Source organism: Pseudorhodobacter ferrugineus DSM 5888, assembly GCF_000420745.1.
In the GTDB taxonomy this organism is placed as follows: domain Bacteria; phylum Pseudomonadota; class Alphaproteobacteria; order Rhodobacterales; family Rhodobacteraceae; genus Pseudorhodobacter; species Pseudorhodobacter ferrugineus.
Window position 1 is genome coordinate 32,647 of the sequence record NZ_ATVN01000006.1, and the last position, 25,126, is coordinate 57,772.

At 57.9% G+C, this 25,126-nt stretch carries 21 protein-coding genes; 10 read left to right on the forward strand and 11 right to left on the reverse strand.

Annotated elements, in window-relative coordinates; translation table 11 throughout:
• Positions 1 to 288, reverse strand: a complete 288-nt coding sequence (locus G560_RS0106970) for a YggT family protein (RefSeq protein WP_022703596.1) — start codon at positions 286 to 288, stop codon at positions 1 to 3.
• A gap of 128 nt (positions 289 to 416) precedes the next feature.
• Here G560_RS0106970 and G560_RS0106975 point away from each other — a divergent pair, with 128 nt between their 5' ends.
• The 5 genes from G560_RS0106975 to G560_RS0106995 all read left to right on the forward strand — a co-directional run bounded on the left by G560_RS0106975 (position 417) and on the right by G560_RS0106995 (position 4,838).
• Positions 417 to 950 (forward strand): acyl-CoA thioesterase, encoded by a 534-nt coding sequence (locus tag G560_RS0106975; RefSeq protein ID WP_022703597.1) that lies wholly within the window; start codon positions 417 to 419, stop codon positions 948 to 950.
• Positions 951 to 1,015: 65 nt separating this feature from the next.
• Positions 1,016 to 2,359: an MFS transporter gene (locus tag G560_RS0106980; protein WP_022703598.1), complete on the forward strand. Its 1,344-nt coding sequence runs from the start codon at positions 1,016 to 1,018 to the stop codon at positions 2,357 to 2,359.
• Positions 2,359 to 3,261, forward strand: a complete 903-nt coding sequence (gene mepA / locus G560_RS0106985; RefSeq protein WP_022703599.1) for a penicillin-insensitive murein endopeptidase — start codon at positions 2,359 to 2,361, stop codon at positions 3,259 to 3,261. Before G560_RS0106980 ends, mepA begins: the two co-directional genes overlap by 1 nt.
• Positions 3,234 to 4,130, forward strand: a complete 897-nt coding sequence (locus G560_RS0106990; protein ID WP_028913820.1) for an esterase-like activity of phytase family protein — start codon at positions 3,234 to 3,236, stop codon at positions 4,128 to 4,130. The genes mepA and G560_RS0106990 overlap by 28 nt, the downstream gene beginning before the upstream one ends.
• A gap of 84 nt (positions 4,131 to 4,214) precedes the next feature.
• Positions 4,215 to 4,838 (forward strand): queuosine precursor transporter, encoded by a 624-nt coding sequence (locus tag G560_RS0106995; protein ID WP_022703601.1) that lies wholly within the window; start codon positions 4,215 to 4,217, stop codon positions 4,836 to 4,838.
• Positions 4,839 to 5,127: 289 nt separating this feature from the next.
• On the opposite strand, the gene nagA is transcribed toward G560_RS0106995, so the two are convergent.
• Complete coding sequence (gene nagA, locus G560_RS0107000) at positions 5,128 to 6,249, reverse strand: N-acetylglucosamine-6-phosphate deacetylase (protein ID WP_022703602.1); 1,122 nt, start codon at positions 6,247 to 6,249, stop codon at positions 5,128 to 5,130.
• 373 nt (positions 6,250 to 6,622) lie between these two features.
• Here nagA and G560_RS0107005 point away from each other — a divergent pair, with 373 nt between their 5' ends.
• The 4 genes from G560_RS0107005 to G560_RS0107020 all read left to right on the forward strand — a co-directional run bounded on the left by G560_RS0107005 (position 6,623) and on the right by G560_RS0107020 (position 14,608).
• Positions 6,623 to 9,826, forward strand: coding sequence for an Ig-like domain repeat protein (locus tag G560_RS0107005; protein ID WP_022703603.1), 3,204 nt, complete (start codon positions 6,623 to 6,625; stop codon positions 9,824 to 9,826).
• 14 nt (positions 9,827 to 9,840) lie between these two features.
• The gene (locus G560_RS18755) at positions 9,841 to 11,217 is read left to right on the forward strand and encodes a TolC family protein (protein ID WP_022703604.1); all 1,377 of its coding nucleotides are present in this window, start codon (positions 9,841 to 9,843) and stop codon (positions 11,215 to 11,217) included.
• A 116-nt stretch (positions 11,218 to 11,333) separates the two neighbouring features.
• Positions 11,334 to 13,433 carry an ATP-binding cassette domain-containing protein gene (locus G560_RS0107015; RefSeq protein WP_081647618.1) on the forward strand — a complete coding sequence of 700 codons (2,100 nt, stop codon included), beginning with the start codon at positions 11,334 to 11,336 and terminating at the stop codon, positions 13,431 to 13,433.
• On the forward strand, positions 13,433 to 14,608 hold the full coding sequence (locus tag G560_RS0107020; RefSeq protein ID WP_022703606.1) for an HlyD family type I secretion periplasmic adaptor subunit: 1,176 nt from the start codon (positions 13,433 to 13,435) through the stop codon (positions 14,606 to 14,608). The genes G560_RS0107015 and G560_RS0107020 overlap by 1 nt, the downstream gene beginning before the upstream one ends.
• Here the strand turns inward: G560_RS0107020 and G560_RS0107025 are convergent.
• The 6 genes from G560_RS0107025 to G560_RS0107050 form a co-directional block, all read right to left on the reverse strand.
• Complete coding sequence (locus G560_RS0107025; RefSeq protein ID WP_022703607.1) at positions 14,605 to 15,741, reverse strand: aminodeoxychorismate synthase component I; 1,137 nt, start codon at positions 15,739 to 15,741, stop codon at positions 14,605 to 14,607. The genes G560_RS0107020 and G560_RS0107025 overlap by 4 nt on opposite strands.
• A 2-nt stretch (positions 15,742 to 15,743) precedes the next feature.
• Positions 15,744 to 16,037 (reverse strand): Dabb family protein, encoded by a 294-nt coding sequence (locus G560_RS0107030; RefSeq protein ID WP_022703608.1) that lies wholly within the window; start codon positions 16,035 to 16,037, stop codon positions 15,744 to 15,746.
• Between the two features lie 348 nt (positions 16,038 to 16,385).
• The gene (locus tag G560_RS0107035; protein ID WP_022703609.1) at positions 16,386 to 17,762 is read right to left on the reverse strand and encodes an MATE family efflux transporter; all 1,377 of its coding nucleotides are present in this window, start codon (positions 17,760 to 17,762) and stop codon (positions 16,386 to 16,388) included.
• 93 nt (positions 17,763 to 17,855) lie between these two features.
• Positions 17,856 to 18,611, reverse strand: coding sequence for a metallophosphoesterase (locus tag G560_RS0107040; protein ID WP_022703610.1), 756 nt, complete (start codon positions 18,609 to 18,611; stop codon positions 17,856 to 17,858).
• Between the two features lie 84 nt (positions 18,612 to 18,695).
• The gene (serA, locus tag G560_RS0107045; protein WP_028913821.1) at positions 18,696 to 20,291 is read right to left on the reverse strand and encodes a phosphoglycerate dehydrogenase; all 1,596 of its coding nucleotides are present in this window, start codon (positions 20,289 to 20,291) and stop codon (positions 18,696 to 18,698) included.
• Between the two features lie 85 nt (positions 20,292 to 20,376).
• On the reverse strand, positions 20,377 to 21,519 hold the full coding sequence (locus tag G560_RS0107050) for a phosphoserine transaminase (protein ID WP_022703612.1): 1,143 nt from the start codon (positions 21,517 to 21,519) through the stop codon (positions 20,377 to 20,379).
• A 153-nt stretch (positions 21,520 to 21,672) separates the two neighbouring features.
• On the opposite strand from G560_RS0107050, the gene serB reads away from it, so the two are divergent.
• Positions 21,673 to 22,545 carry a phosphoserine phosphatase SerB gene (serB, locus tag G560_RS0107055; RefSeq protein WP_022703613.1) on the forward strand — a complete coding sequence of 291 codons (873 nt, stop codon included), beginning with the start codon at positions 21,673 to 21,675 and terminating at the stop codon, positions 22,543 to 22,545.
• 60 nt (positions 22,546 to 22,605) lie between these two features.
• Here the strand turns inward: serB and zapE are convergent, their stop codons facing one another.
• The 3 genes from zapE to G560_RS0107070 are packed head-to-tail and all read right to left on the reverse strand — an operon-like array spanning position 22,606 to position 24,931.
• Complete coding sequence (zapE, locus tag G560_RS0107060) at positions 22,606 to 23,682, reverse strand: cell division protein ZapE (protein ID WP_022703614.1); 1,077 nt, start codon at positions 23,680 to 23,682, stop codon at positions 22,606 to 22,608.
• A 45-nt stretch (positions 23,683 to 23,727) separates the two neighbouring features.
• Positions 23,728 to 24,570, reverse strand: a complete 843-nt coding sequence (locus tag G560_RS0107065) for an MBL fold metallo-hydrolase (RefSeq protein WP_022703615.1) — start codon at positions 24,568 to 24,570, stop codon at positions 23,728 to 23,730.
• A 7-nt stretch (positions 24,571 to 24,577) separates the two neighbouring features.
• The gene (locus tag G560_RS0107070) at positions 24,578 to 24,931 is read right to left on the reverse strand and encodes a DUF1428 domain-containing protein (RefSeq protein ID WP_022703616.1); all 354 of its coding nucleotides are present in this window, start codon (positions 24,929 to 24,931) and stop codon (positions 24,578 to 24,580) included.
• Positions 24,932 to 25,126: the final 195 nt, after the last annotated feature.

The window sequence follows — 25,126 nt, forward strand, 5'->3', positions numbered from 1 at the left end:
TTAGTAGAAAAATTCGACGTTATTGGTCAGAATGATCCGCAAACCAAAGATCACCAGCAACACCACCAGCGGCGCAAGGTCCAGCCCCAAACCACCCGGCAAAAACGCCCGCACACGGCTGTAAACAGGTTCTAAAGTGCGATTCAAACCGTCCCAGATTTGGGCCACCAAAGGCTGCCGCAGGTTCAACACCTGAAAATTTATTAGCCAGCTCATGATAATATGGGCAAAGATGATGAACTGCGCGACTTGCAGGATCATCATCAAAATCTGGAACAAAGACTGCATTCTGGGGGCTCCTACCACTAGGGATAGCAGATAGGTACTGCGCCCGCCCCCAAAGGGCAACCGTTTCCGCAGCGTTTCGCTTGACCGTAGCGCCGCACTGCGGCATCCCCCGCGCAAAGGAGCCAGTAATGTACCCATATCTGCGCATGTTCAAAGAATTGTGGAAATTCCGCAATGCCCCTGCCTTGCCCATTCTTGGCACCCATATCAGCCACCACCGCTGCTGGCCGCAAGACATCGACCCGTGGCGCGAGTTGAACAACGGCCGCACCCTGACGCTCTATGATTTGGGCCGCATCCCGCTGGGTCAGCGCGTGGGGCTGCATAAGGTGCTGAAACGCAACCAATGGGGCCTGACCGTGGCCGGCGCCAGCACCCGCTACCGCAAACGCGTGCGCCTGTTTGACCGTGTGGAAATGCGCAGCCGCTGCATCGGTTGGGACGCGCGTTTTCTCTATATCGAACAAAGCATGTGGAAGGGCGGCGATTGCACCAGCCATGTGCTGATCCGCTCGGCCATCACATCCAAATCCGGCATCGTCGCACCGATTGAGGTGCTCCAGGCACTTGGCGAGGACACCCAAGCCCCGACCCTGCCCGATTGGGTGGCCGACTGGATTGACGCCGACGCCATGCGCCCCTGGCCACCGCTGAAAGGCTGACCCGTTTGCGTGCTTGCGTCAGCACCCCGTTTCGGGCTTGATCGGGGCAAACGCGGGGGGCGGATATGACATCGGCAAAGAAACGCATCTGGGGCTGGTACTTTTTCGACTGGGCCAGCCAACCCTATAACACCTTGCTGATCACCTTTATCTTTGCGCCCTATATCAAGGATCTGCTGGGCGATGGCAGCCGCGCACAGGCCGCTTGGGGCTATGGCATCGGGCTTGCCGGTCTGGTCATCGCGCTGCTCGCCCCTTTGTTGGGGGTTGTCGCCGACAAAGCAGGCGGGCGGATGCGATTTATTTGGTTGTTTTCGGTGATGTATGTCGTGGGCGCATGCGGGCTGTGGTACGCCGCCCCCGACAATTTCAACCTCTATCTGGTCATGTTTTCCTTTGCCATCGGCTTGGTCGGCATGGAATTTGCGACCATTTTTACCAATGCCATGCTGCCCGATCTAGGGACCGAAGCCGAGATTGGCAAAATCTCCGGCTCGGGCTGGGCATTCGGCTATATCGGTGGGCTGATCGCCCTGATCACCATGCTTTTGCTGCTGGCCGAGGGCAAAACCGGCAAAACCCTGATCGGCATTTCGCCGCTGTTCGGCCTTGATGCCGAGGCCCGTGAAGGCACTCGTTCGGTCGGCCCACTGACGGCGATCTGGTATGTCGTGTTCATGATCCCGTTTTTCCTGTGGGTCAAAGAACCGGCCAGCAAGGCCACGATGGGCATCATGGCCGCCGCGCGCACAGCCATCCCCGAGCTGAAACTCAGCCTGCGCGCCTTGCCCAAACAGCGCAGCCTGTTCGCCTATCTGGGATCATCGATGTTCTACCGTGATGCGCTGAACGGCATGTATGTGTTCGGCGGCATCTATGCGGCAGGCGTGTTGGAATGGCAGGTCACGCAGGTCGGCGTGTTCGGCATCCTTGCATCCGTCACAGGGGCGTTGTTTGCATGGCTGGGCGGCAAGGCCGACAGCCGCTTTGGCCCCAAACCCGTGATAACCCTGTCCGTCATCGTCCTTACCTTGGTCGCCATCGGCGTGGTCATGGTGTCGCGCACATCGGTGTTCGGCATTCCGGTTGAAGCGACAAGCAAACTGCCCGATATCGCCTTTTATATCCTTGGCGCAATGATCGGCGCGGCGGGGGGCGCGCTGCAATCGGCCAGCCGCACCATGCTGGTCCGCCAAACCGACCCGGCCCGTATTACCGAATCCTTTGGCCTTTATGCACTGGCGGGCAAGGCCACATCCTTTATCGCCCCCTTGTCCATAGGGCTGGTCACAGACATCACGGGCAGCCAGCAACTTGGCATATCCCCGCTTATCGTGCTGTTTCTCATTGGCCTAATTCTGCTATGGTGGGTAAAACCGCAAGGTGACCGAAACGTGGGGTATCTGTGATGTTGAAACCGTTTTTCTTTGCGATTCCGCTGATCACGGCCCTCGCAGCCCCCAATGCGGGCCTTGCCCAATCCCTTGCAAACCAGTTGTTCGGCGCCAAAAAAGACGCGTCAGACCAAGCCGCCATGCCCGTTGGCAGCTATGCCAAAGGCTGCGGCGCGGGCCATGTGCAACTGCCCGAAACCGGCCCCACATGGCAGGCGATGCGCCTGTCGCGTGGCCGCAATTGGGGCCAACCCGTGATGATAAACTACCTAGAAGACCTTAGCCGCGCCGCCGTATCTGTGGGCTGGAAAGGCCTGTATATCGGGGACATTTCGCAACCGCGCGGCGGGCCGATGACCTCGGGCCATGCCAGCCACCAAATCGGGCTGGACGCCGATATCTGGATGTTGCCGCCCAGCCGCTTGAACCTGTCGCGGTCCGAACGCGAAAGCATCAGCTCTATTCCCGTGCGGTCCGGCGACCAGCGGTCTGTCACGAAAAACTGGACACCGCGCCACCATGCCTTGCTAAAGGCCGCAGCATCCGATGCCCGCGTAGACCGTATTTTCGTCGCCGCCGCGGTAAAGCTGGAAATGTGCAAAACCGCGCGGTCGTCGGATAAGGCGTGGTTGCAAAAAATCCGCCCCGTGGCAGGCCATGACACCCATTTTCACGTGCGCCTGAAATGCCCTGCGGGGGCAAGTGCGTGCGAAACGCAAAAACCAACCGTGTCCAGCCTGTCGAACGGTGGCAATGGCTGTGATGATACGCTGAACTGGTGGGTCACAGACTATCTGAACCCGCCAAAATCCACTGCCAAAAAGCCGAAAAAACCGTCCGCGCCCAAACGCGGCCCGCGGCAATACACAATGGCGGATCTGCCAAACGCATGCAAAAACGTCCTCGCCTCGCGCTAGTCGCGATGCTGGCGGTTCTGGCGCTTGACAGCAGCGCCGCCACTTTGCACGCGTCCAATTTCATCGGATCCTATATCTGGCGCAGCCGTGATCCCAATCACGGCGGCTTTTCAGGGCTGGAACTGTCTGCGGATGGCAGTCGTTTCACTGTGATCGGTGATCGCGCAGGCTGGACCATCGGGCAAATCACCCGTGACGGTCGGGGCCATATCACCAAGATCACCGCCGCCCCCGTCGCGGATCTGAAGGATAGCGATGGCCGCCCTTTGCCCGCGAACCGGGCCGATTCCGAAGGGCTTGCGATTGCCCCGAACGGTCAGGCCTTTGTCAGCTTTGAAGGCATTGGCACGGCCCGCATCATGACATTTAGCACCTTATCGAAACCAGGTAAGGATTTGCCCCGCCCACCCGAATTCGCCACTTTGCGCAAGAATGGGGCCCTAGAGGCGCTGGCGATTGACGCCAAAGGCACCCTTTACACCCTGCCAGAAAGCCCGCGTGGCAGCGGCCCCTATCCGGTTTTCCGCTATGCCAAAGGTAAATGGGATCAAACCCTAACCTTGCCCCGCAGCAAAGACTTTGACGCGGTAGGTGCCGATTTCGGCCCCGATGGGCGGTTTTACCTGCTGGAACGCGGCTTTCACGGCATTTTTGGCTTTTCCAGCCGTGTGCGCAGCTTTGCCCTAACGGCCAAAGGCTTTGCAGATCAGCGGGTCGAACTGCAAACCGCCCCCGCCACCCATGACAACCTTGAAAGCATTTCCGTTTGGCGCGATGCGGCGGGCGACATTCGCATGACCATGATCGCCGATGATAACTTCTTTTGGGCACAGCGCACCGAAGTGGTGGAATACCGCGTAATCCGTTGACAACCCCGCCCGCGCAGGCGTAAAGCGCGCCGTCCCCATGTCGGGGGCCAAGTATCCGCTACCTTGATAAAACGGAAAAATCACATGACCAAACACCTCCTCCCCGGCGTTATCGCCATGGCGGCCATCGTTGTGGCCTCTAACATCCTTGTGCAACATCTGTTCGGCCAGTGGCTGACATGGGGTGCATTCACCTATCCGCTGGCGTTTTTGGTCACGGACCTGATGAACCGCTTTTACGGTGCCGCCGCCGCCCGCCGCGTTGTGCTGGTGGGCTTTGCCGTCGGGTTGGTCTGTTCCTTTGTCGGCACGCAAATTATGGGCGAATTCGGCCCACTGGTCACCTTGCGCATTGCCATTGGGTCGGGTGCCGCTTTCCTGACCGCCCAACTGCTTGACGTAGCTATTTTCGACAAACTGCGCCATGGCAGCTGGTGGCGCGCGCCTTTGGCATCCACCCTTGTCGGGGCCAGCGCCGATACGGCGATCTTTTTCACGATCGCCTTTTCGGCGGGGCTTATTTGGCTTGAACCCGGCAATGATATTGCTTGGGCGAATGAAACCCTGCCGGTCCTTGGTATCGGGCCAAATGCGCCTTTGTGGGTGTCACTCGCGCTGGCTGATTGGGGCGTGAAACTGGCGCTTGCCTTGCTGGCCCTGATCCCGTTTCGCATCATCGTGAAAAAGTTTCATACAAATGTTGTGTAAAAACTTTTGACAAACGGAAAATATGTGCCACCTTCACATTATCAGAAACCCATTTGAAAGGAGGTGGTCCAGTGTCGAGAGTGATGGTGGAGAAACGTGTCGGGACAATCAGCGGGGGTGTTTGCTAGGGGCAGCCCCCAGTAAAGCACACCTCTGGCTGGACGTGTCGTCCTAACTGGCCCGTCTCCTTAAAACTCGGAAAGGGTTGCCTTAACAGGCAACCCTTTCTCTATTTCGGGCACCGTTATTCTCCAAGTCGGGCACAATCAAACCTGCAGCAAGTGCCGCGCTACAGCGCCACCCCACCCCACCAGTTTTTTTCAACGCGCCAATCGGGAGCAAGATACACCATATCGGCGCGCCGCCCGACGGCCAGATGCCCCAAAGTATCGCCCATCCCGATCAACGCCGCAGGCGTAGATGTTACCATCGCCAGCGCTGCCTCAGGGTTTACCCCGATTTGTCCCACCAACACACCAAGCGCGCGGTCCAGCCGCAAATCGGCCCCTGCCAAAGTGCCATCATCCAGCGTCAACCGCCCGCCCTCGCGCCGAATACGACGCCCGCCCAAAACCATCTCGGTCAAATCGGTGCCAGCAAAAGCCATGCAATCCGATATCAAAAACAAACCCTCGGGCCGTGCGGCAAGCGCAATCCGCAGCGCGGCGGGTGACACATGTATCCCATCTGCAATAATACCGGCGGGCAAGGTTGTGTCCAGCACCGCCCCCACCAACCCCATATTGCGCCCCGACATAGGTGCCATCGCATTGAAAAGATGTGTCGCACAGCCCGCACCCACAGCGATATAGGCCATCGCCTCGTCATAGCTGCAGTCGCTATGCCCAAGGCTGACCAACACACCCGCCTGCACCAAGGCGCGCACTTGGTCCAAAGACGCCGAACATGGGGCCAGCGTTACCTTTAGTACCGGCAGCTTTTGCGCCGCATCCAACAATAAGGTCAAATCAGACGCAGACATCATTCGAATAAGGTCCGGATCATGGGCACCCTTGCGCCGCGGGTCCAAATGCGGGCCCTCCAGATGCAGCCCCAAAAAACCGGGCACACTAGCTTGCGCCGCCTCTATCGCGGCGTCAATCACCCGACGGGTCGCATCAGCAGTATCGGTAATCAATGTCGGCAACACGCCTGCACAGCCCATCAGAATATGCGTCGCACAAATTGCCGCAATCCGTCCGGCATCGGCGGTGCCGTCCAACATAATACCACCGCCGCCATTTACCTGCAAATCCACAAAGGCCGGCGCCAAAATACCACCCTGAAACATTGGGGCCGCCGCTCCAGCCGGCGCAATGTTTGTGATTATACCACTCTCAACCATAACCGCCTGATTTGCCAGCAATCGCTTGCCATCAAAAACCTGCGCTCCTGAAAAAATTTGCGGCATTTACACTCTCGGGTCCCGTTGGCTTGGCACAGCATAGCCATAACTGTCACATAGATGCACCAGTGTTTTTCTAAACTCAAAGCGCCGACACGGCCCGCTGTACGCTAAACGCTATATCTTCACCCAAAAATTAAGTCGGTTTGGCGCAATAGGCAGTCCTTTTCACCTTTAGATTGCACATTTCCTTAAAAAATCCCGCCTACGGCATATCCAATGCGAGCTACATTTATCGAAAGATAGCTATTTGTGTCTGAATGCGCGGAAACCCCCTAGAAATTGTGTCCGAAACTAGGTATTAAGGCATTAATGGGGCAAAAATGCTCAATAACAAAGCCGGGCTAAAACAATCCCGGAAATGAGGCGGAGTAGTATCATGGTTAGAGCGATTGATTTCGCTGTCCGCACTTCTGCGGGCAATGTTGTACGCGGCGCGGTGTCTGGTGACGGCGGCAGCGAGTTTCTTCAGATTGGGTCCGGCGAATCCGTATCCCTTAATCTGCCTCAATCCAGTGTAGTGGCCTATGAACGGCAGGGCACGGACCTTATCCTAAAACTATCAGACGACCGCAGCATTACCCTGAGCGGCTATTTTGAATCCGCTGCGGGCGAGGATAACAAGCTATACCTCAGCTCGAACGGCGAAGTGACAGAGGTCTTTTTGACCGATGGCGGCGATGGCGCGATGTATGCCAATTACGGCCCCGTTGATACATGGAACAAATATTCAAACGTCGATGACCTTCGTTTTACCGATGACGGCACCTTGCTAGCGGCCGAAGGTTACGCAGATGACGAAGTGGGCATGGGCATGTTCGCGCCTGCGCTGTTGGGCTTGGGCGGCGGCGGTCTTGGTACGGCTGCAGCAATTGCCGGCGGCGCGGCTGTCATTGGCGGCGGTATTGGTGGCGGCGGCGGTGGTGGTGGTGGCAGCCGCACCCCCCCAGCCGTGGACAACGCGCTTGACAGCAAAGATATTAGCACCAACACCCCCGACAAGGCCGTGACCGTAACAGGCACGGGCGAACCGGGTGAAAAGGTCGAAGTCAAAGTCGGCGACAAAACCCAAACCACGACCATCAAAGACGATGGCACATGGGAAACCAAGTTCGAAGGCGGCAACTTCCCCGGCGACGGCAAGTTTGAAGCCGAGGTGAATGTCACAGACAAAGACGGCAAAACTGAAACCTTGGACGGTCCAGAATTTGTTATCGACCTGACCCCGCCAGTCGTAACGGCGACCGAAGGCACCGTGGCCGCAGGCGATATTGAAAACCTTGCAGAATACGCCGACGGCGTGACCATCAAAGGCGAAGGCGAATCCGGCGCGACCGTTTCGGTTGTGGTCAACGGTCATACCCAAAGCACCACCATCAGGGATGGCAAATGGGAAGTCACCTTTACCCAGTCGCAAATTCCTGCGGGCGACAACACCTTCCCCGCCATCATCACCGCAACTGACCCGATGGGCAACAAAACCGTTATCACAGAGTCCATTCGGGTTGATACCATTCCCCACCCGCTATCGTTCAACACGACCGCAGGCGACGACACGATCAACTTGGTTGAATCGGGCGGCCAAGTTGTCGTGACCGGCTCCTCTACCGCAGGTGCAATGGTCAGCGTGACCATGGGCGGCACCCTGAAAGAAGTGAAAACCGGCACCGATGGCAAATGGGAAGTTAGATATGACGCTGGCACCTTTACCGCCGATGGCACCAACGTAACCCTGACCGCAAGAACGGTTGATGCTGCGGGCAACCCCAGCGAGACCACACAAACGCTCAAGATCGACACCTCGACCAATGTCAGCTTTGACACGACACCAAAACTGGCCGGCGATGGCATTATCAACGGCGACGAGGCCAAATCCGACGTCTTGATCACCGGCAAATCCGAAGCTGGCACCAAATCAGTGTCAGTAACATGGAACAACACCACAGTACCGGCCGAAGTGTCTGCCAACGGCGACTGGACCGTGAAATTCCCCAGCGCGTCTATCCCCGCATCTGGTACCTCTACCGCGATCGTCAACTCGGTTGATGCCTATGGCAACGCGGGCCGAAACGAACGCACCATCACGGTTGACCGCGAAACCACCGTTTCCATCGACGCCAATCAGGCCGGTGGTGACAACATCATCATGAGCACGGAAGCCAACGCGGGCGTTACCATTACCGGCCGTGCCGAAGCAGGGGCCAAGGTTGAAGTCAGCTTTCAGGGCAAACCGGCTCACACGGTTTATGCCAATGATGCAGGCGTATGGTCGAGCAAGTTCGAAAGCAGCGAAATCACCCGCGGCACCTTTACAAACGGCCCGAACACTCAGGTCAGCGTAAAATCCACGGATCTCGCGGGCAACACCGACACCAAGACCCACACCATCGCCATCGACACCGAAGTCACCAACTTTGACCTGACCGAGATGTCCACCGGCGATGATGGCGTCCTGAACAACATCGAGGCCCGCAGCGGACTGACCGTCAGCGGCACCGTCGAGGTCGGTGCGCAGTCGGTTATGGTCACCTTTGGCACCTTTGGCACCTATCCCGCCACAGTCAACCCCACTGCCGGAACTTGGAGGGTGACAATCCCCGCAGGTGTCATTCCAGCAGGCGAAACCACTGTCGAACTGACTGCGGTTGCCAAAGACAAACTTGGCAACATATCGCCTCCGCATACCGAAAACGTCGAAATCGACCGTATCGTCACGCCCTTTACACGGGGTGGCAGCGGCTTGATCGGTGGCGATGGCACCCTGAACGCGGTCGAAGTTGCAAGCGGCCTTGACCTTGCCGGAACGGGTGAACCCAAGTCCACGATGGTCGTAAGGTTGCCAAGCGGCGCCTTCCAAGAGGTGCATATCGACGACAGCGGCACATGGAGCGTCCGCTTTGAGGCAAATCAACTGCCACGCGGCAATAACGTCAGTATGAGAATCACCTTTGAGGCGACGGACAAGGCCGGCAACTTCACCAGCTTCGACGAAACCGTAAAGATTGATACGGTTGCCCCAGACGCGCCCGAAGTCACCGACATCCTGAAATCCACCTCGGGCGCCAAAGGCCTCAGCGGTGTGTTCCTCGATGAAACGATTGACACCAACTTCTCGTTCCACCGTGTCGGCGCAAATGGCAGCGATACACCTTTGAATCTGAAAACAGGGTCGCTCGGGTCCGATTTCGCTCGGTTTGACAACGCAACGGTGCCAGAAGGCGACTATCTGGTCATCAATCACCATGATGCGGCGGGCAACGACTCGGCAACCTTGCTGGTCACCAATAACACGGGTTCCATTTCGGTTGATCTGAACAATGCAGCGTTCAAGAACTTCGACTTCACGTCGCTGGATCTGACTCTTGCCCCAACCAACATGACCATCAGCGCAGAAAAGCTAATTGCCATGACGGGTCCGGACAACACACTGATGGTCAAGGGCGGGGCAGACGATCAGATCACCCTGCAAGGCGGCAGTCTGGCAGCAGATCAAGGGTCGTCCCCAAGTGGATATCTCCTCTACCATCTGGGCGACAATGCCGCCTCGATCTATCTGGACGACGACATCAAACCAAACTTCTAAGGGGGGGCAGAAAAATGCCCTTCATCTTGGGAAAGACAGCACGCGGCGGGGCGAAACGCTCCGCTGCGGCAGCGGGCGCATGTGCGGTCATCGCGCTCCTGTCAGGCTGCATGGATAACAACGGCCCTGGCGTGTCCATGTTCGGCGGCACCAACCCCTCTGACCCCGCCGCGATGGGGGCGGATACAAACGAAATGTCCTTGGCGGCAAGCGATCAGGCGGAACGCGGCGAAAACCGGTCTGCAATCATTGATGATCTTATCGCGCGCCGCTCGGTTATCCCCGCCAATGGCCCCTATGCGCAGGTCGCCACCGGCGTTTTGTCCGCAAACAAGGGCGCCGCCGCTGCCGAATTGCGCGTGGCAAGGCTGAAGGCCGAGGCGAAATCGAAAAACTGGCTCCCGTCTATCGGCCCGTCGATCAGCCTCACGTCGCTGGGGACGCTGGCAGCATCCATTCTTGTGGAACAAGTGCTGTTCGACAACGGCAAACGCGGGGCCGAACGGGCCTTTGCCGCCGCCGATGTTGAAATCGCTGCCGTCGGCCTGTCGGATGAAATGAACACCCGTGTTTATGAAGGGCTAAGCTATTACATCACCGCCCAGCGCGCACAGGCACAAGCCGCAGTCGCCACCCGTGGCCTGACCCGCATGCAAGACTATGGCCGCATCATGGGTCTGCGCGTATCGGGCGGCCTGTCCGACCGGTCCGAAGAACGGGTGATACAGGCCAAAATTGCCGAAATGCAATCCGCTGGCACCGCCGATATGGAAACCGCAACCACCGCAATGGCCGAACTGAATGCGATGATGCAGGTTCCGATCAGCGGCCTATCCGGCCTGTCCAGCTTGAACCCGCATACAGGCCCATCCGAACCGCTGACCGTCCTACGGTCCAGTGGCGAAGGGCGGCGGTCGGTGGCCGAGGCCAAAATGGCCCGCGCCGGGTTTTTGCCCACGCTGTCCGCCAGCGGCAACCTTGGCAAAGGCGGCATGACCGGCGGGCTGAACATCAATACCGAAAACGGCATCGGCTTTGGCACGGGTGCCAGCCTTCGGGCCATCAAGGCCAGCACACAGGCCGCCACGCAGCGCACCGAAAGCGCCCGTGACGATGCTCAGCGCAAGCTGGTGGCAATTGAACGCGACATTGCCACGCTGAAAGCACGCGAAGTCCAAGGCGCCACCGTTCTGGCCCAAACCGAGGCCAATCTGGATATGTTCACGCAGCAATACAAATTTGGTCGCCGCCCTTTGATGGAATTGGTCGGAATGTTCGAAACTTTTGCGGCGATGGAGCGTGAAAACGTTGCGCTTAAATATGACATTGCGCTATTAAATCTTCAAATTGCTAAAATTCGTGGCGTATTGGTGGACGGGGTTAAAATGTGAACGACCGTGTGGTCGCCTTTGACATAAACGCCGATAGAAGTAACGCTTCTATCAGCCCGTCTGCACGGCCCACACCGTCCCAACGCCCCCATAAACCACGCCACACCAACCGCGCCATGACCCGCGCACAGCTTGCCTCGGTTTACGCAGGCTTGCTTGGGTCTGACATCGCCGCCGCTGATCTGCTTGAACACATCCAGATCGCGGCAGGCAGTGGCCAGCTTGGCCTTGATGAAATGGCCGCCGCCCTGCGTGGTATGGGCCTGACTGCCAAGGTCGAAAAAGCGCCGAAAAATACCGAAGGCGCCTGGCCCGCGCTGGCCTTGATGAAATCAGATCAGGTCGTGCTGGTGCTGGGTCAATCCCAAGACACGGTCGAGGTGTATGACACTACCTGCCCCGACAATCGCGCCGAAGTGCCGCTGGCCGATTTTACCTCAGTCTTTACCGGCAAGATTTTGCGCGCCCGTACCACGATGGCCGATCTTGAAACCCGCCATTCCGACAAGGCGGCGGCGACCCATTGGTTCTGGGGTGAATTTCCCCATTACCGCCGCCAATTGTTCGAAGTGGCCGCAGGCTCTGCCGTGGCGAACCTGCTGGCCGTTGCCGTGGCGCTGTTTTCCTTGCAGGTCTATGACCGCGTGATCCCGCATAAATCCGAACCAACCCTGTGGGTGCTGGCCTTGGGCGCGGTCATCGCTGTGCTGCTCGAAGGCATCCTCAAAATGGCCCGCTCGGGCCTGATGGATGTCACGGGCCGCCGCATTGAACTGACCGTGCAATCGCGGTTAATGCACAAGCTGTTGGGCATGAAACAAACCCCCGGCATGCGCAATCCCAGCCAAACCTTCAGCGCCATGCGCGAATTTTCCTCGGTGCGTGAATTTTTCACCGCTTCCACCATCGGCACAATGGCGGATATTCCGTTCATCCTGATCTTCCTGTTGCTGGTCGCCTCCATCGGTGGCAATCTGGTCTGGATTTTGGTGGTCGGCGGCATCTTGATGGTCGCGCCGGGGTTCTTTTTTCAGAAAAAGATGATTGCCCTGACCCAATCGACCCAAGGTGCGTCGATGCGCGCCTCTCGGCTGTTGTACGAGGCGGTGTATGAACAAGAAACCGTCGCCACCCAGCGCGGCGAAGACCGTGTGAAACGGATGTGGCAGGAACTTGTCACCCTTTCGGCGGTCAAATCCTCGGAACAGCGCCACCTGTCCTCGGCCCTGACCTATTGGGCCCAAGGCGTGCAGCAAGCGACCTATATCCTTGCCGTCGTCGGGGGCGCGTACCTCGTGTTTTCCGGCGATTTCACGATGGGTACGATCATCGCCATCGGCATCCTGACAGGCCGCACCCTTGGCCCCTTGGCGCAGCTTTCTGCCACCCTTGCGCGCTGGTCCAACACCAAGGCCGCACTTACCGGTCTTAACGCCATCGCCAACGCCGAACAGGCCGAAGATACGGGTCGCAAATACCTGCGCCGCGACCGCCTGACCGGCACCTATGAACTGCGCGGCCTTGAATTTAAATATGACGAAACCGCCTCTGCCACGGTCGAAATCAACGCCTGCAAAATCCCCGCAGGCCAGCACGTTGCCGTGCTTGGCACGAACGGGTCCGGCAAATCCACTTTCCTGCGCGTGTTGGCGGGCCTGTATGAACCCACCGCTGGCCGCATCATGCTAGACAATATCGACATGAGCCAAATCCACCCCCGCGACCTGCGCCGTGGCATCGGCTATCTGGGCCAAGAGGTCCGGCTATTTTCCGGCACCATCCGCGACAACCTCAACCTCAGCCAATTGGAACGCGACGATGAGCGTCTGTTTGACGCGCTTGATTTCGCGGGCATGGGTCAGTTCATCCGCAACCACCCCCGCGGCCTCGACCTTGTAATCCGCGAACTGGGCGAAGGACTGTCCGTAGGCCAGCGCCAATCCATCGGCTGGGCCCGCATGTGGCTGCAAAACCCGCAAATCGTGCTGCTGGATGAACCCACCGCCGCCCTTGACCAAACGCTCGAGGCGACGCTGGTCAGCCGCCTCTCCACATGGCTTGAAGGGCGCACAGCGATCATCGCCACCCACCGCGTGCCCATCCTGCAACTGACCACCCGCACCCTGATCCTGCAAAACGGCAAACTGGCCGTTGATGGCCCCCGAGAGGCGGTTTTGGCCCACCTGAACAAGGCCAACGCAGGGGGCGCGAAATGATGACCTCCTTCGATCACGGGCTGGACGAAAAGGCCGAAAAGCCCAGCCGCATGATCTGGATCATCTTTGGCGTGGTCGTGGTGTTTATCGTCTGGGCCGCCTTTGCATGGGTCGATGAAATCGTCCGCGCGCCCGGTCAGGTCGTCTCCTCCTCGCGCCCGCAAATCATCCAAAACCTCGAAGGCGGCATTCTGGCGGAACTCAACGTGGCCGAAGGCGATGTGGTCGAACCCGGCCAAACCCTCGCCCGCCTGTATGGCACGCAATACCAATCGGCGGTCGATGATCTGCGCGACCAAATCGCCGGCCACGAAATCCGCCGCAGCCGGCTTGAGGCCGAAATGGCCGGCATGCTGGAATTTGACCCCCCCGCCGATCTTGCCCAACGCCTGCCCGATATCGTGTCGTCCGAACGCGCCTTGCTGGCCGCCCGTCAGGGTGACTTTATCGCCCGCCGCGACGGTGCCAAACAGGTGCTGATACAGGCGCAAAAGGAACTCGACCTACTTGAAAACATGTACAATCAGGAAATCGCCCCTTTGATCGAGGTGACAAAGGCGCGCCGCAGCTTTCGGGATGCCGAAAACCGCTATTCCGACACCACCACCCAAATGGAACTGGAACGCGCATCGGAATATTCCGACACGCTGAAAGAACTCACCTCGCTGCGCCAAAACCTGAAAGGTGCGGCTGATCAGCTGAACCGCACCATCCTGACCGCCCCCATGCGCGGCGTGGTCAACAAACTGTCCATCACCACCATCGGCGGCGTCGTGCGATCCGGCGAGGAGATCATGCAAATCGTACCGCTGGATGAGGAAATGTTCATCGAGGCCAAGGTAAAACCCGCCAACATCGCCTCGGTCCGCCAAGGGCAGGAAGCCACGATTAAACTTTCCGCCTATGATTACACCATCTACGGCTCTTTGCAGGGCGAGGTCGTGCTGGTGTCTGCCGACACGTTCAAAGACGACCGCTCGCGCAATCCCGACGGCGACCCCCACTACAAAGTCACCCTGCGCGTTGACCTGAAACACCTCACCGAACGCCAAGCACGCATGGAAATACGCCCCGGTATGCAAGCCGAGGTAGAACTGCAAACCGGCGGCAAAACGATCCTGACCTACCTCACCAAACCGCTGTATAAATCGCGTGAGGCACTGAGAGAGCGTTAATCCGTCAGGTTGGCATAGCGTGCTTTGATAATTGCCTCGGCATATTCGTCTTGCGCCATACTGTCATGAACAATCCCGCCGCCTACGTTCAACCGCACCGTACCATCGGCCTGACAGGCCAAGGTTCGGATCGCCACGTTAAACTGCATTGTGCCATCGGGTGCGATCCACCCGATAGATCCGCAATAGGCATCACGGGCCTGCGACTCTAGCGATCGGATAATTTGCATCGCACGGATTTTCGGCGCGCCGGTGATCGACCCGCATGGAAACAACGCGGCGAAAATGCCCTGCACCGTCACCGCTGGCAACAGTTGTGCCACGATCCGCGATGTCATCTGGTGCAGCGTAGCATAGGTTTCAATCGTGAACAGGTCCGGCACCTTCACGCTGCCAACCTCTGCCAAGCGGCTGATATCATTGCGCATCAAATCCACAATCATCAGGTTTTCCGCTTGATTTTTTTCCGATGTCTTCAGCCATTCGATATTGGCGGCATCTTGGGCATCCGTCTGGCCACGCGCCACGGTGCCCTTCATCGGCTTTGTCTCAATCTTGCCCGTGCCATCCACCTCAAAGAACAGCTCGGGCGACCGTGACAGCAACACCGGCCCGCCCAGATCGACAAACGCACCATACGGCACCGGCTGCTTGTCGCGCAGCTTTTGATACAGTGCCAAAGGCGCCCCCGAATACCGCGCCACCAGCGGAAAAGTCAGGTTGGCCTGATATATATCACCCGCCGCAATATACTCTTTCAACGGGCCAAAGGCCGCATCATAGGCAGCTTGGTCCCAAACCGCCTCGGGCGCAGTCAGGGTGGCAGGCGCGGACGGATCTTGTGGGTGCGATGCGACTGGCCCGTCAAACACCCCAAAATGCAGCAGCGGCATGGTTCTGTCGGCCGGAATAAGGTCGGCCAATTTGTGCGAAAACACATACCCCAACTCATAGCTAGCATAGCCTGCCAGCCAGAACCCGTCTGCCTTGGCCTGTTCCATCGCGGCGAACGCGGCAGGCACCTCGGCAGGAGCATCCGCCCGAATTATGAAACGCGGCGCCGAAAATGCTGTGCCACCCGCCAGTGGTCCGGTATCAAATATAACCTGATATTGGGCCGAACCGGGCTGCATAATCAGAAATCCGCAGCAATCCGCAGATCCCGCAAGGGTCGCACGATATCAATAGATTGCTGATACAACGGGTGGGATTTATAGGCCGAAAGCGCATCCTGATTTGCAAACTCAGCATAAACAACAACATCAACTTCGCCCGACAACGCGTCATCACGGGTGTTGTTGCGGACCTCGAACACATCCGCATGCGGAATCTCGGCCAGCAATGACAATCCCTCAATAATGCGCGAAACATCATCTTTGTTCTTTGCGCTGAAAAATACGACATGCCGGATGTTGGGGCGGGACGACATTAAAAGCTCTCCGATTTCTCTATATAACAAGGGGCTCGCAGCAAGCTGGGTAACTGCCTTATATCAGCATTACAAGTATAGGCACCGCGAAACGCCGCGCTATTTGGCCGCGACTGCCCCGCGCAATCCAGATAGGGCACGCCCTTTGCGGGACCAGTACAAAAGCAGGTATGAAAAGCGCGGCAAAACCATAAACAATTCCGCGCAGGCCCTCCGGCGCCTCTCCATCTGGGTCGAGGGTCATCCAGACCCCGTACAAACCCTCACTGATTGTGTTAAAATTAGGTTAACAAAAATAGAAATATTGTTTTATTTCAGATGCATAACTAAACGTCCGCGCGCGAACATTTACCGTGCAAACAACCCGCCAATCACCTCACGCCCTACTTTTCGGGCCACTACCATCGCCAAAACCCAGCCCGAAATCACGGCCAAAGCCACCCCGAACCAAACCCCCCAAATATCAAAATCAAGCACCCGGACGAAAATCCAGACAAACAAAGCCACCGCGATCCCTTGCCGGTAAATCCCGATCCAAAGCGTCCAGATCGGCTTTTGCAGCGCCTGCAAAAACGAGTTGATTGAGAACAGCATCATATAGAACGGCAACACAAATCCATCGACATGCAGGTAACTCACCCCCACCCGAATGACCTCGGGATCATCGGTAAAAAACCCCATCGCCCATTCCCCACCAAACCATAAAACCGGGCAAGCCACGGCCATCATCGCGAACCCCAGTTTCCAGCAAAAGAACACCGCCGCACGCACCCGATCATGTTCCCCCGCCCCGAAATTCTGCGCCGCAATCGGCAGCAAAGCCCCCGTCATTCCCAATACAGGCAGCAACATAATCTGCTCCACCCGCAACGCGATCCCGTAGGCAGCCACAGCCGAACCGCCAAATCCTTTTAGATAAAACTGGATCACAAAGCCGGTCAAAAACATCACCGCTATGGACAGGCTGGTCGGCAGCATCTGCCGTAAAATCGTAGCATAGGTGGCCCAATCCGGAGCAAATTCGGGCATTGAGAGGCCCTTCATGATTTTGCGACCAAACAACCGATACAGAATATAAACCATCACCCCGGTCTGACTGACCACGGTCGAGGCGGCGATCCCGTTGAACCCCATGCCCTGCACCAGCCCCGGCATGCCATAAATAAACAACGGGTTCAGTCCGACATTGGCGAAAAACGCGACCACAAGCGCACGCTGCATCGATTTGGTGTCACCCCGTGCCTGCAAAACCCCATTGCCTGCATAGGCCATCAAGAACCCCGGCAAGGCCAAGATCAGCCAGATGAAATAGCTGGTCCCTGCATCGCGGTACTCGCCCGGCTCCGACACCAGCGCAATAAGCGCCGGCCCCAGCCAAACTGCGATGATCATCAAAATAACCGTCAACAACGCCCCCAGCCCCATACCTTGAACGGCCAATTTGCGGGCCTGATTTTCATCTTTGGCACCTTTGGCCTTGCCAACAAGCGCGCCCATCGCGGCGCCAAGGCCAAAACCCACGGCCATATTGATAAAGAATGCTTGAAATCCTACGGCCAAACCTGCCTGCGCCTGGGTAGAGATCTGGCCAGCAAAATACACGTCCACCACGTTATACAGCGTGGAAAACAACATCCCTACGGCCGCAGGCAATGCCAAAGCCCGAAAGTGCCCAGCCATAGACCCTTGCGTCAGATCCCGATCAAGCTTTGCGCCATCGGCCACAACAGACTCTCTTTCCAATCCGCTCCGTCGCGAATTTCCCGGTATCTAGCCCAAAGTGGCGCAATAGCGAACCCGCCATGAAAACGGTAACATTTACCGGATCCGCGCATCAGGAGTTGGCAACAGCGCAACCCGACCATCATCGCCCAATACCGAAACATCGCGCCCTTCAATTGCCACAGCCGTCAACGGCCCACCATACGCGGCAGAACTGTCAATATTCACGCGGTTGCCATAGTTCACAGCCGTATCAAGGGCCGTATGGCCGTGGACAACCAACCAAGGAAACGCGCCGCGATAGTCCAAAAAACCGTCGCGGATCCAGCACAGATCATCCTCGGTTTGGTCCGTGACCACAATGCCGGGGCGAACACCGGCATGTACAAACATCGCATCCCCGTATGCGAAACAGGTCGGGCGGCTGGACAGAAAGGCGCGATGCGCGGCGGGCACGGCGGCGACAGCCTCGGCATGAACCGGGGCCAAGGGGCGATCACCAGCGTTGGCTACACCGTATGAGGCCAGGGTCGTACTGCCGCCGATACGGGGGTGTAAGTAGGAATATTCGACGCGCAGGCCAGGGTCTTGGGCGTGTGGGTCATCCAAAAAAAGGGTGAGCATGCGATCGTGATTGCCCTTGAGGACGATCCAGTTTTCACCTGCTGCAATGCCCTGCGCAAGGTAGTCGATCACGCCACGGCTGTCGGGACCGCGGTCGCATAGGTCACCGATATGAATGATCGGAGCATCGGTATCGCCACATCTGGTTTTGTCGGCAGCTATGCGGGCATGGGCGGCGATCAAAAGGTCAAGATGGCCGTGAATATCGCCTATGGCATAGCTTCGCATTGCAGGTCTTTCTTTGTGGAAAGGCCGGAGGGCGCTGCCCCCCGGACCCCCCGGAGTATTTTTACAAAGATGAAATTAGCGTGATTAGGCCACGTTGAATTCCAAAGGTTTGACTTGTTGGAACATGCCGGTTCCTTCGAGAAGGTCAACGACTTTCGGGTCGATCGGTTGATCGAGGTACAAAAGCGCAATCGCATCCTGACCCGCGCCGGACCGGCCAAGGGTAAAGTTTGCGATGTTGACGTCGTTTTTGGCCATGGTCATGCCCAAAAGGCCGATGATACCCGGCACGTCTTCGTTCGTGGTGTAGAGCATGTGCTGGCCCACCTCGGCGTCGATATTGATGCCTTTGATCTGAATAAATCGCGGTTTTCCGTCGCTAAAACAGGTGCCCGCGATAGAACGTTCGCGTTTGTCCGTTACCACGGTCAACTTGATAAACGCATCAAAAGCGCCGGATTTTTCCTGACGGGTGGTGGCGATCTGGATACCGCGCTCTTTGGCCACGACAGGGGCCGACACCATGTTCACATCGGGGTTGGTGGCCTTCATTATGCCTGCAATCGTCGCACAGTTCAGGGCGGCGAGGTTCATATCGGCGACATGACCGTCATAAAGCACGTTAATCGCCTTGATCGGTTCATCGGTCATTTGGCCGACAAAAGCGCCGAGATGTTCGGTGAGTTTGACCCATGGGCCCATCACGGCAGCTTCTTCGGCTGTGACCGAAGGCATGTTCAAAGCGTTCTGCACGGCCCCTGTCAGCAGGTAATCCGACATTTGTTCGGCCACTTGCAGGGCCACATTCTCTTGTGCCTCGGAGGTAGATGCGCCCAGATGTGGTGTGCAAACCACGTTGGGCAGGTTGAACAGCGGGCTGTCGGTGGCGGGTTCCACGGCGAAAACGTCGAACGCGGCGCCTGCAACATGACCGGATTTCAGCGCCTCGGCCAAGGCTGCCTCATCTACCAGACCGCCGCGGGCGCAGTTGATTATCCGCACGCCTTTTTTGGTTTTGGCAAGGTTGGTCGCGTCGAGGATATTGCGGGTTTTGTCGGTCAAGGGCACATGCAGGGTGATAAAATCGGCGCGGGTCAGCAGTTCGTCCAGTTCCACCTTGGTGACGCCCATCGACTTGGCGCGCTCTTCGGACAGGAAGGGGTCATAAGCCACGACCTTCATATGCAGGCCCAGCGCGCGGTCGCAGACGATGCCACCGATGTTGCCCGCACCGATCACGCCGAGAGTTTTGTTGAACAATTCTACGCCCATAAAGCGCGATTTTTCCCATTTGCCAGAATGGGTTGAGGCGTTTGCTTCCGGCAGTTGGCGGGCCACGGCGAACATCATCGCAATCGCATGTTCGGCGGTGGTGATCGAGTTGCCGAAGGGCGTGTTCATCACGATAACGCCCTTTTTCGACGCGGCCGGAATGTCGACGTTATCGACGCCGATGCCTGCGCGCGCGATGACCTTCAGGCGGTCGGTGTTTTCCAAAAGCTTGGCTGTGACCTTGGTCGCGGACCGGATGGCGAGGCCGTCATAATTGCCGATAATCTCGGCCAGTTTTTCCTTGTCTTTGCCAAGGTTGGGCATGAAATCGACGTCGATGCCACGGTCGCGAAAGATTTGGACGGCGGTTTCAGACAGTTCGTCGGATACGAGGACTTTGGGGGCCATTTGGCGCGCTCCTTGAAAAATGGGTGTCTGCAAAACGTATGTTTTGCGTATTTTTTGCGTATGCCATTTTGGCAGCACGCGAATTTTACAGGGCGGCGATTTCGGCGTTGAACGCCCAATCGAGCCACGGCATGAGAGCGGCAACATCCGAGGTTTCCACCGTTGATCCGCACCAGATCCGCAGACCGGCAGGGGCATCACGGTACGCCCCGATATCAAACGCCACGCCTGCTTTTTCCAACCGTTTTGCCACGGCTTTGGCGAACGCCTCGCCATCCACAATCTGCGGATCGACGAATTTCAGGCAAACGCTGGTGGTCGAGGCGGTTGCCGGATCAACGGCAAGATTTTCGATCCAGTCATGGGCCGCCACAAAATCGGCCACCGCCTTAGCGTTGGCATCGGCCCGCGCGATCAGACCTTTCAGCCCGCCGATCGTTTGCGCCCACTTCAAGGACACAAGATAATCTTCAACCGCCAGCATCGAGGGGGTATTAATGGTTTCGCCCTTGAAGATGCCTTCGATCAGCTTGCCCTTGGAGGTCATGCGGAAAATTTTCGGAAGGGGCCAAGCGGGAGTATAGGTTTCAAGGCGTTCCACGGCGCGGGGCGACAGAACGATCACGCCATGCGCGCCCTCGCCACCCAGAACTTTTTGCCAAGAGAACGTGACCACATCCAGCTTGTCCCACGGCAAGTCCATCGCGAACGCAGCCGAGGTTGCATCGCAAATCGTCAGGCCCGCGCGGTTTGCGGGAATCGCATCGCCATTGGGCAAGCGCACGCCCGAGGTCGTGCCATTCCATGTGAACACCACGTCTTTGTCAAAATCGACCTGTGCCAGATCGACGATCTCGCCATAGGGCGCCACACGCACCACGGCATCGAGTTTCAACTGCTTGACCGCATCTGTGACCCAGCCTTCGCCAAAGCTTTCCCACGCCAGCATTTCAACGCCGCGTGCGCCCAACAGTGACCACATCGCCATTTCAACAGCGCCCGTATCGGAACCGGGGACGATGCCCACACGGTAGCCTTCGGGCAGGCCCAGAATTTCGGTGGTCAGGTCAATCGCCTCGGCCAGTTTGGATTTGCCAACGGCAGCACGGTGCGAACGGCCCAAAGGCGCGTCAGCCAGCATGTCGAGGGAATAATTGGGGATTTTGGCGCAGGGGCCGGACGAAAAACGTGGATTCGCAGGCCGTTGGGCCGGGGTCGTACCAGTCATGTGGTATCCTCACAGATAAATGCCCTTCGTTGGGGAAGGGTGTCCCACTGCCGCATCTACGCCGCGGCTTGGGCTGGCACAAGCCGAAAAATTGTCGTAAAGCGCCGCATCAACCAGAATAAACGACACGCTTGTCCACTATCGGAAACTTTCATGTTCACAGCCACGCTTTTGACCAACCCCGCCACGCCTGTTCTGGACCGCACCAGCGTTGAATCCTTGCGCAATGCTTGGGGCGGGGGCGACGCAGTCTGGCTAAACCCCGCTATTGCCGCGGAATTTGCGATGCCCGCGATGCCCGCAAATCGTTGGGACGCGTGGGAAGGGTTGCAGGCGCTGGGGATTGATCTGATTGTCCAGTCCACGGAGAACCGCCGCAAACGCCTGCTGCTGGCCGATATGGACAGCACGATGATCCAACAGGAATGTATCGACGAATTGGCGGATGAGGCGGGCGTGGGTGCGCATGTCGCGGGCATTACCGCGCGGGCGATGAACGGCGAGCTGGATTTTGAAGATGCGCTGCGCGAACGCGTGGCGTTGCTGAAAGGGCTACCCGAGGCGGTGATTGAACAGGTCTATGCCAATCGCATCACCTTTATGCCCGGTGGTGCAACTTTGGTGGCGACGATGAAGGCAAACGGCGCAGGGGCAGCGCTGGTTTCTGGAGGATTCACCGAATTTACGCGGCGTGTGGCGCTGGAACTGGGATTTGACGAAAACCGCGCGAACCTTTTGCATATTGAAAACGGTAAACTGGCGGGCACCGTGGCCGACCCGATTTTGGGGCGTGAGGCCAAGGTGCAGGCGTTACAGGAAATTGCGGCGCGGATGGGTATTACAGCAGCTGATGTGATGGCCGTGGGGGATGGCGCGAATGATCTGGGGATGCTGGGTCTGGCGGGTGCAGGTGTGGCACTGCACGCCAAACCAAGTGTTGCCGCGCAATGTGATATCCGCATCAACCACGGCGACCTGACGGCACTGCTGTATATTCAGGGCTATGCTGTGGCGGATTTCGCCTAACTCCCGATTTCATCTTTGAAAAAATACTCGCGCCGCAGGCATTGTCACCTGCCGCCTGCGCTATTGCCCCCAATCATGCGCCTGCATTTCACGCAAACGGCTTGCCGTGCGTTCAAATTCGAAACTACCGGACCCTTCAATATACAGCCGTTCGGGCGTTTCCGCCGCCGATGCGATCAGCCGCACCCGCGCCTCATACAGCGCGTCAATCAGGGTCACAAAACGCTTTGCCTCATTATAGTTGCTGGCCGAAAGCTGGGGGATATCTTCCAGTATCAGCACCCGCACCGCCCCAGCGATGGCCAGAAAATCCGCCGGGCCAAGGGGTTTTCCGCACAATTCCCAAAACGTGGCACGGCCCACACCGTTGGCAAAGCGCGGCAATTCCACCTCTCGCCCATTCACGGGTAGGCGCAGCGCCTCACTGCCACCACCCGACAAATCATCCCAAATCGCATCAATCGCCGCGCGCGCCTTGCCAGCGGGGTGGAAATAAACCTGCGCCCCTTCCAGCCGGTGCTGGCGGTAATCATTCGGGCTTTCCAGCGCCACAACCTGCATTCGGTCGCGCAAAAGCGCAATAAAAGGCAAAAACAACGCGCGGTTCAACCCGTTTTTATACAAATCCTCGGGGATACGATTCGAGGTCGTCACCACCACGACCCCTGCTGCGAACAGCTTTTCAAACAGGCGCCCCACGATCATCGCATCGGTGATGTCGGTGATCTGCATCTCGTCAAAGGCCAGCAGCCGAACCTCGCGGATAATCGCCTCGGCCACGGGTTCCAGCGCGTCATCAACACCCTTTTTGCGGGCCTCGTGCATCCCTTTGTGGATCTCTTGCATAAAGGCATGGAAATGCACGCGCCGTTTGGCTGTCGTGTCAGTGGCGGCGATGAACAGGTCCATCACCATCGACTTGCCGCGCCCCACGCCGCCCCACAAGTACAGCCCCTTGGGCGCGGGTGCATCCTTGCGAAACAGGCCAGACAACAGGCCGGTTTTGCGCGGGCCTTGCGCCTCTGCCCAGACACGCAACGTCTCTAACACAGGCAAAATAGCATGTTGTGCGGGGTCTGCCCGCAGGCTGCCCTCGGCAATTTTGGCATCATAGATTTGGGTCAATGTCTGGCGCATAGCGGGGGTTTTAGCGCGCCCTTGCCCGCGATGCCAGTGTGCGCGTCACAGCACAATCTCCAACCCGTCAACGCCCACATCCACAGGACCATCCCACGCCTCGGCCACCTGCGACAACCAATCCTGCGGGCCGATGGTCGGGTCATCGGCGGGCACGAGGTGGTTCAATGCCAGCCGCCCCACCCCTGCCGCATGGGCAATCCTGCCCACATCCGCCGCCTTGGTATGAGACGCATAAAGGTGATTGCGCAGCTTGTCGCCAAGGCCAGTTTTGGCAATAATCGTCTCTACGCCTGCAGGAAGCAGCGCCTCATGCACCAAAAGGTCGGACCCTTGGGCAAAACTGGCCAGCGGTGGAAAATAGGCCGTATCGCCACTGAAGGTAACAGATTTGCTGCCGTCAAAGCGTAAGGCAAAACAATCCTTGATCGGCGGATGTGGCACCCGCAACGCCTGCACCTTTATTGGCCCATCCATCACCAAACCCTCATCATAGGCCTGTACAGTGACGATTTCGTCCAAGGGCGTGCGCCCCTCATCATAGACGCGGATGGAAATGTCATAGGAAACCGATGCCATAAACCCCGCCCAATACGCCTCTATCCCCGGCGGGCCATAGACCGTAACGGGGGTTTTCAGGCCCGTGGTCCAAGCGGTGTGGATCAAGGGGCCAAGTTCCAAAATATGGTCCGAATGCAAGTGGGTGATAAAAATCAGATCAAGGGTCTTCAGGTCCATCCCCGCCTCGACCAGCCCTTTTGACACCCCCAAGCCGCAATCAATCACCACGCGCCGCCCGTCCAACTCCAGCAGGCTAGACGTCGGCATCGCACCCCCCGCCCGAATGGCGGGCCCGCCTTTGGTTCCCAGCAAAACCACCCTGTTCATCGGCGCATCACCCTTCAATTTCTGCAGCGAAACCGCCAAAGATCATGCGCGTGCCGTCCAGCGGCACCTGCATCATCAAGCCCCCCATCGCTGGGTCAGCCACTGCCAGTTCCATCACGCAATCACGGTGGGCACGGTCGTGAAATGTCATAAAACCAAACACCGGCACCTCATCCTCGCCGCATTGAACGGCTTGCGGAAAGGATGCGAGCTTACCCATTGGCACGTTTTCGGGCCGCGTTTCCACGATCGACAACACGCCATGCGCCTTCCACATCGGGGCCATTTGGGTCGAAAGGGCGAAATAGCCATCCAATTTGTCGCGCGGCACAGGGGCCACAAAGGTCTCATAATAGGTCATTAGGTTCCTCCAGACCGCCATGCTAGCGCGGCTTTGCGTCTGCGTCGAACCCCAATTCGAACTGGCAAAAATCAAACTGAATTTGCCAAAACAGGTCCGCAAATCTTAGGCATTCCATCCGGCCAGAACCAGACTTTGGGGGCAAATGATAAGCATTTGTTAAGCTGTAAGCGACAATGCTTGGACCTGGGGGCG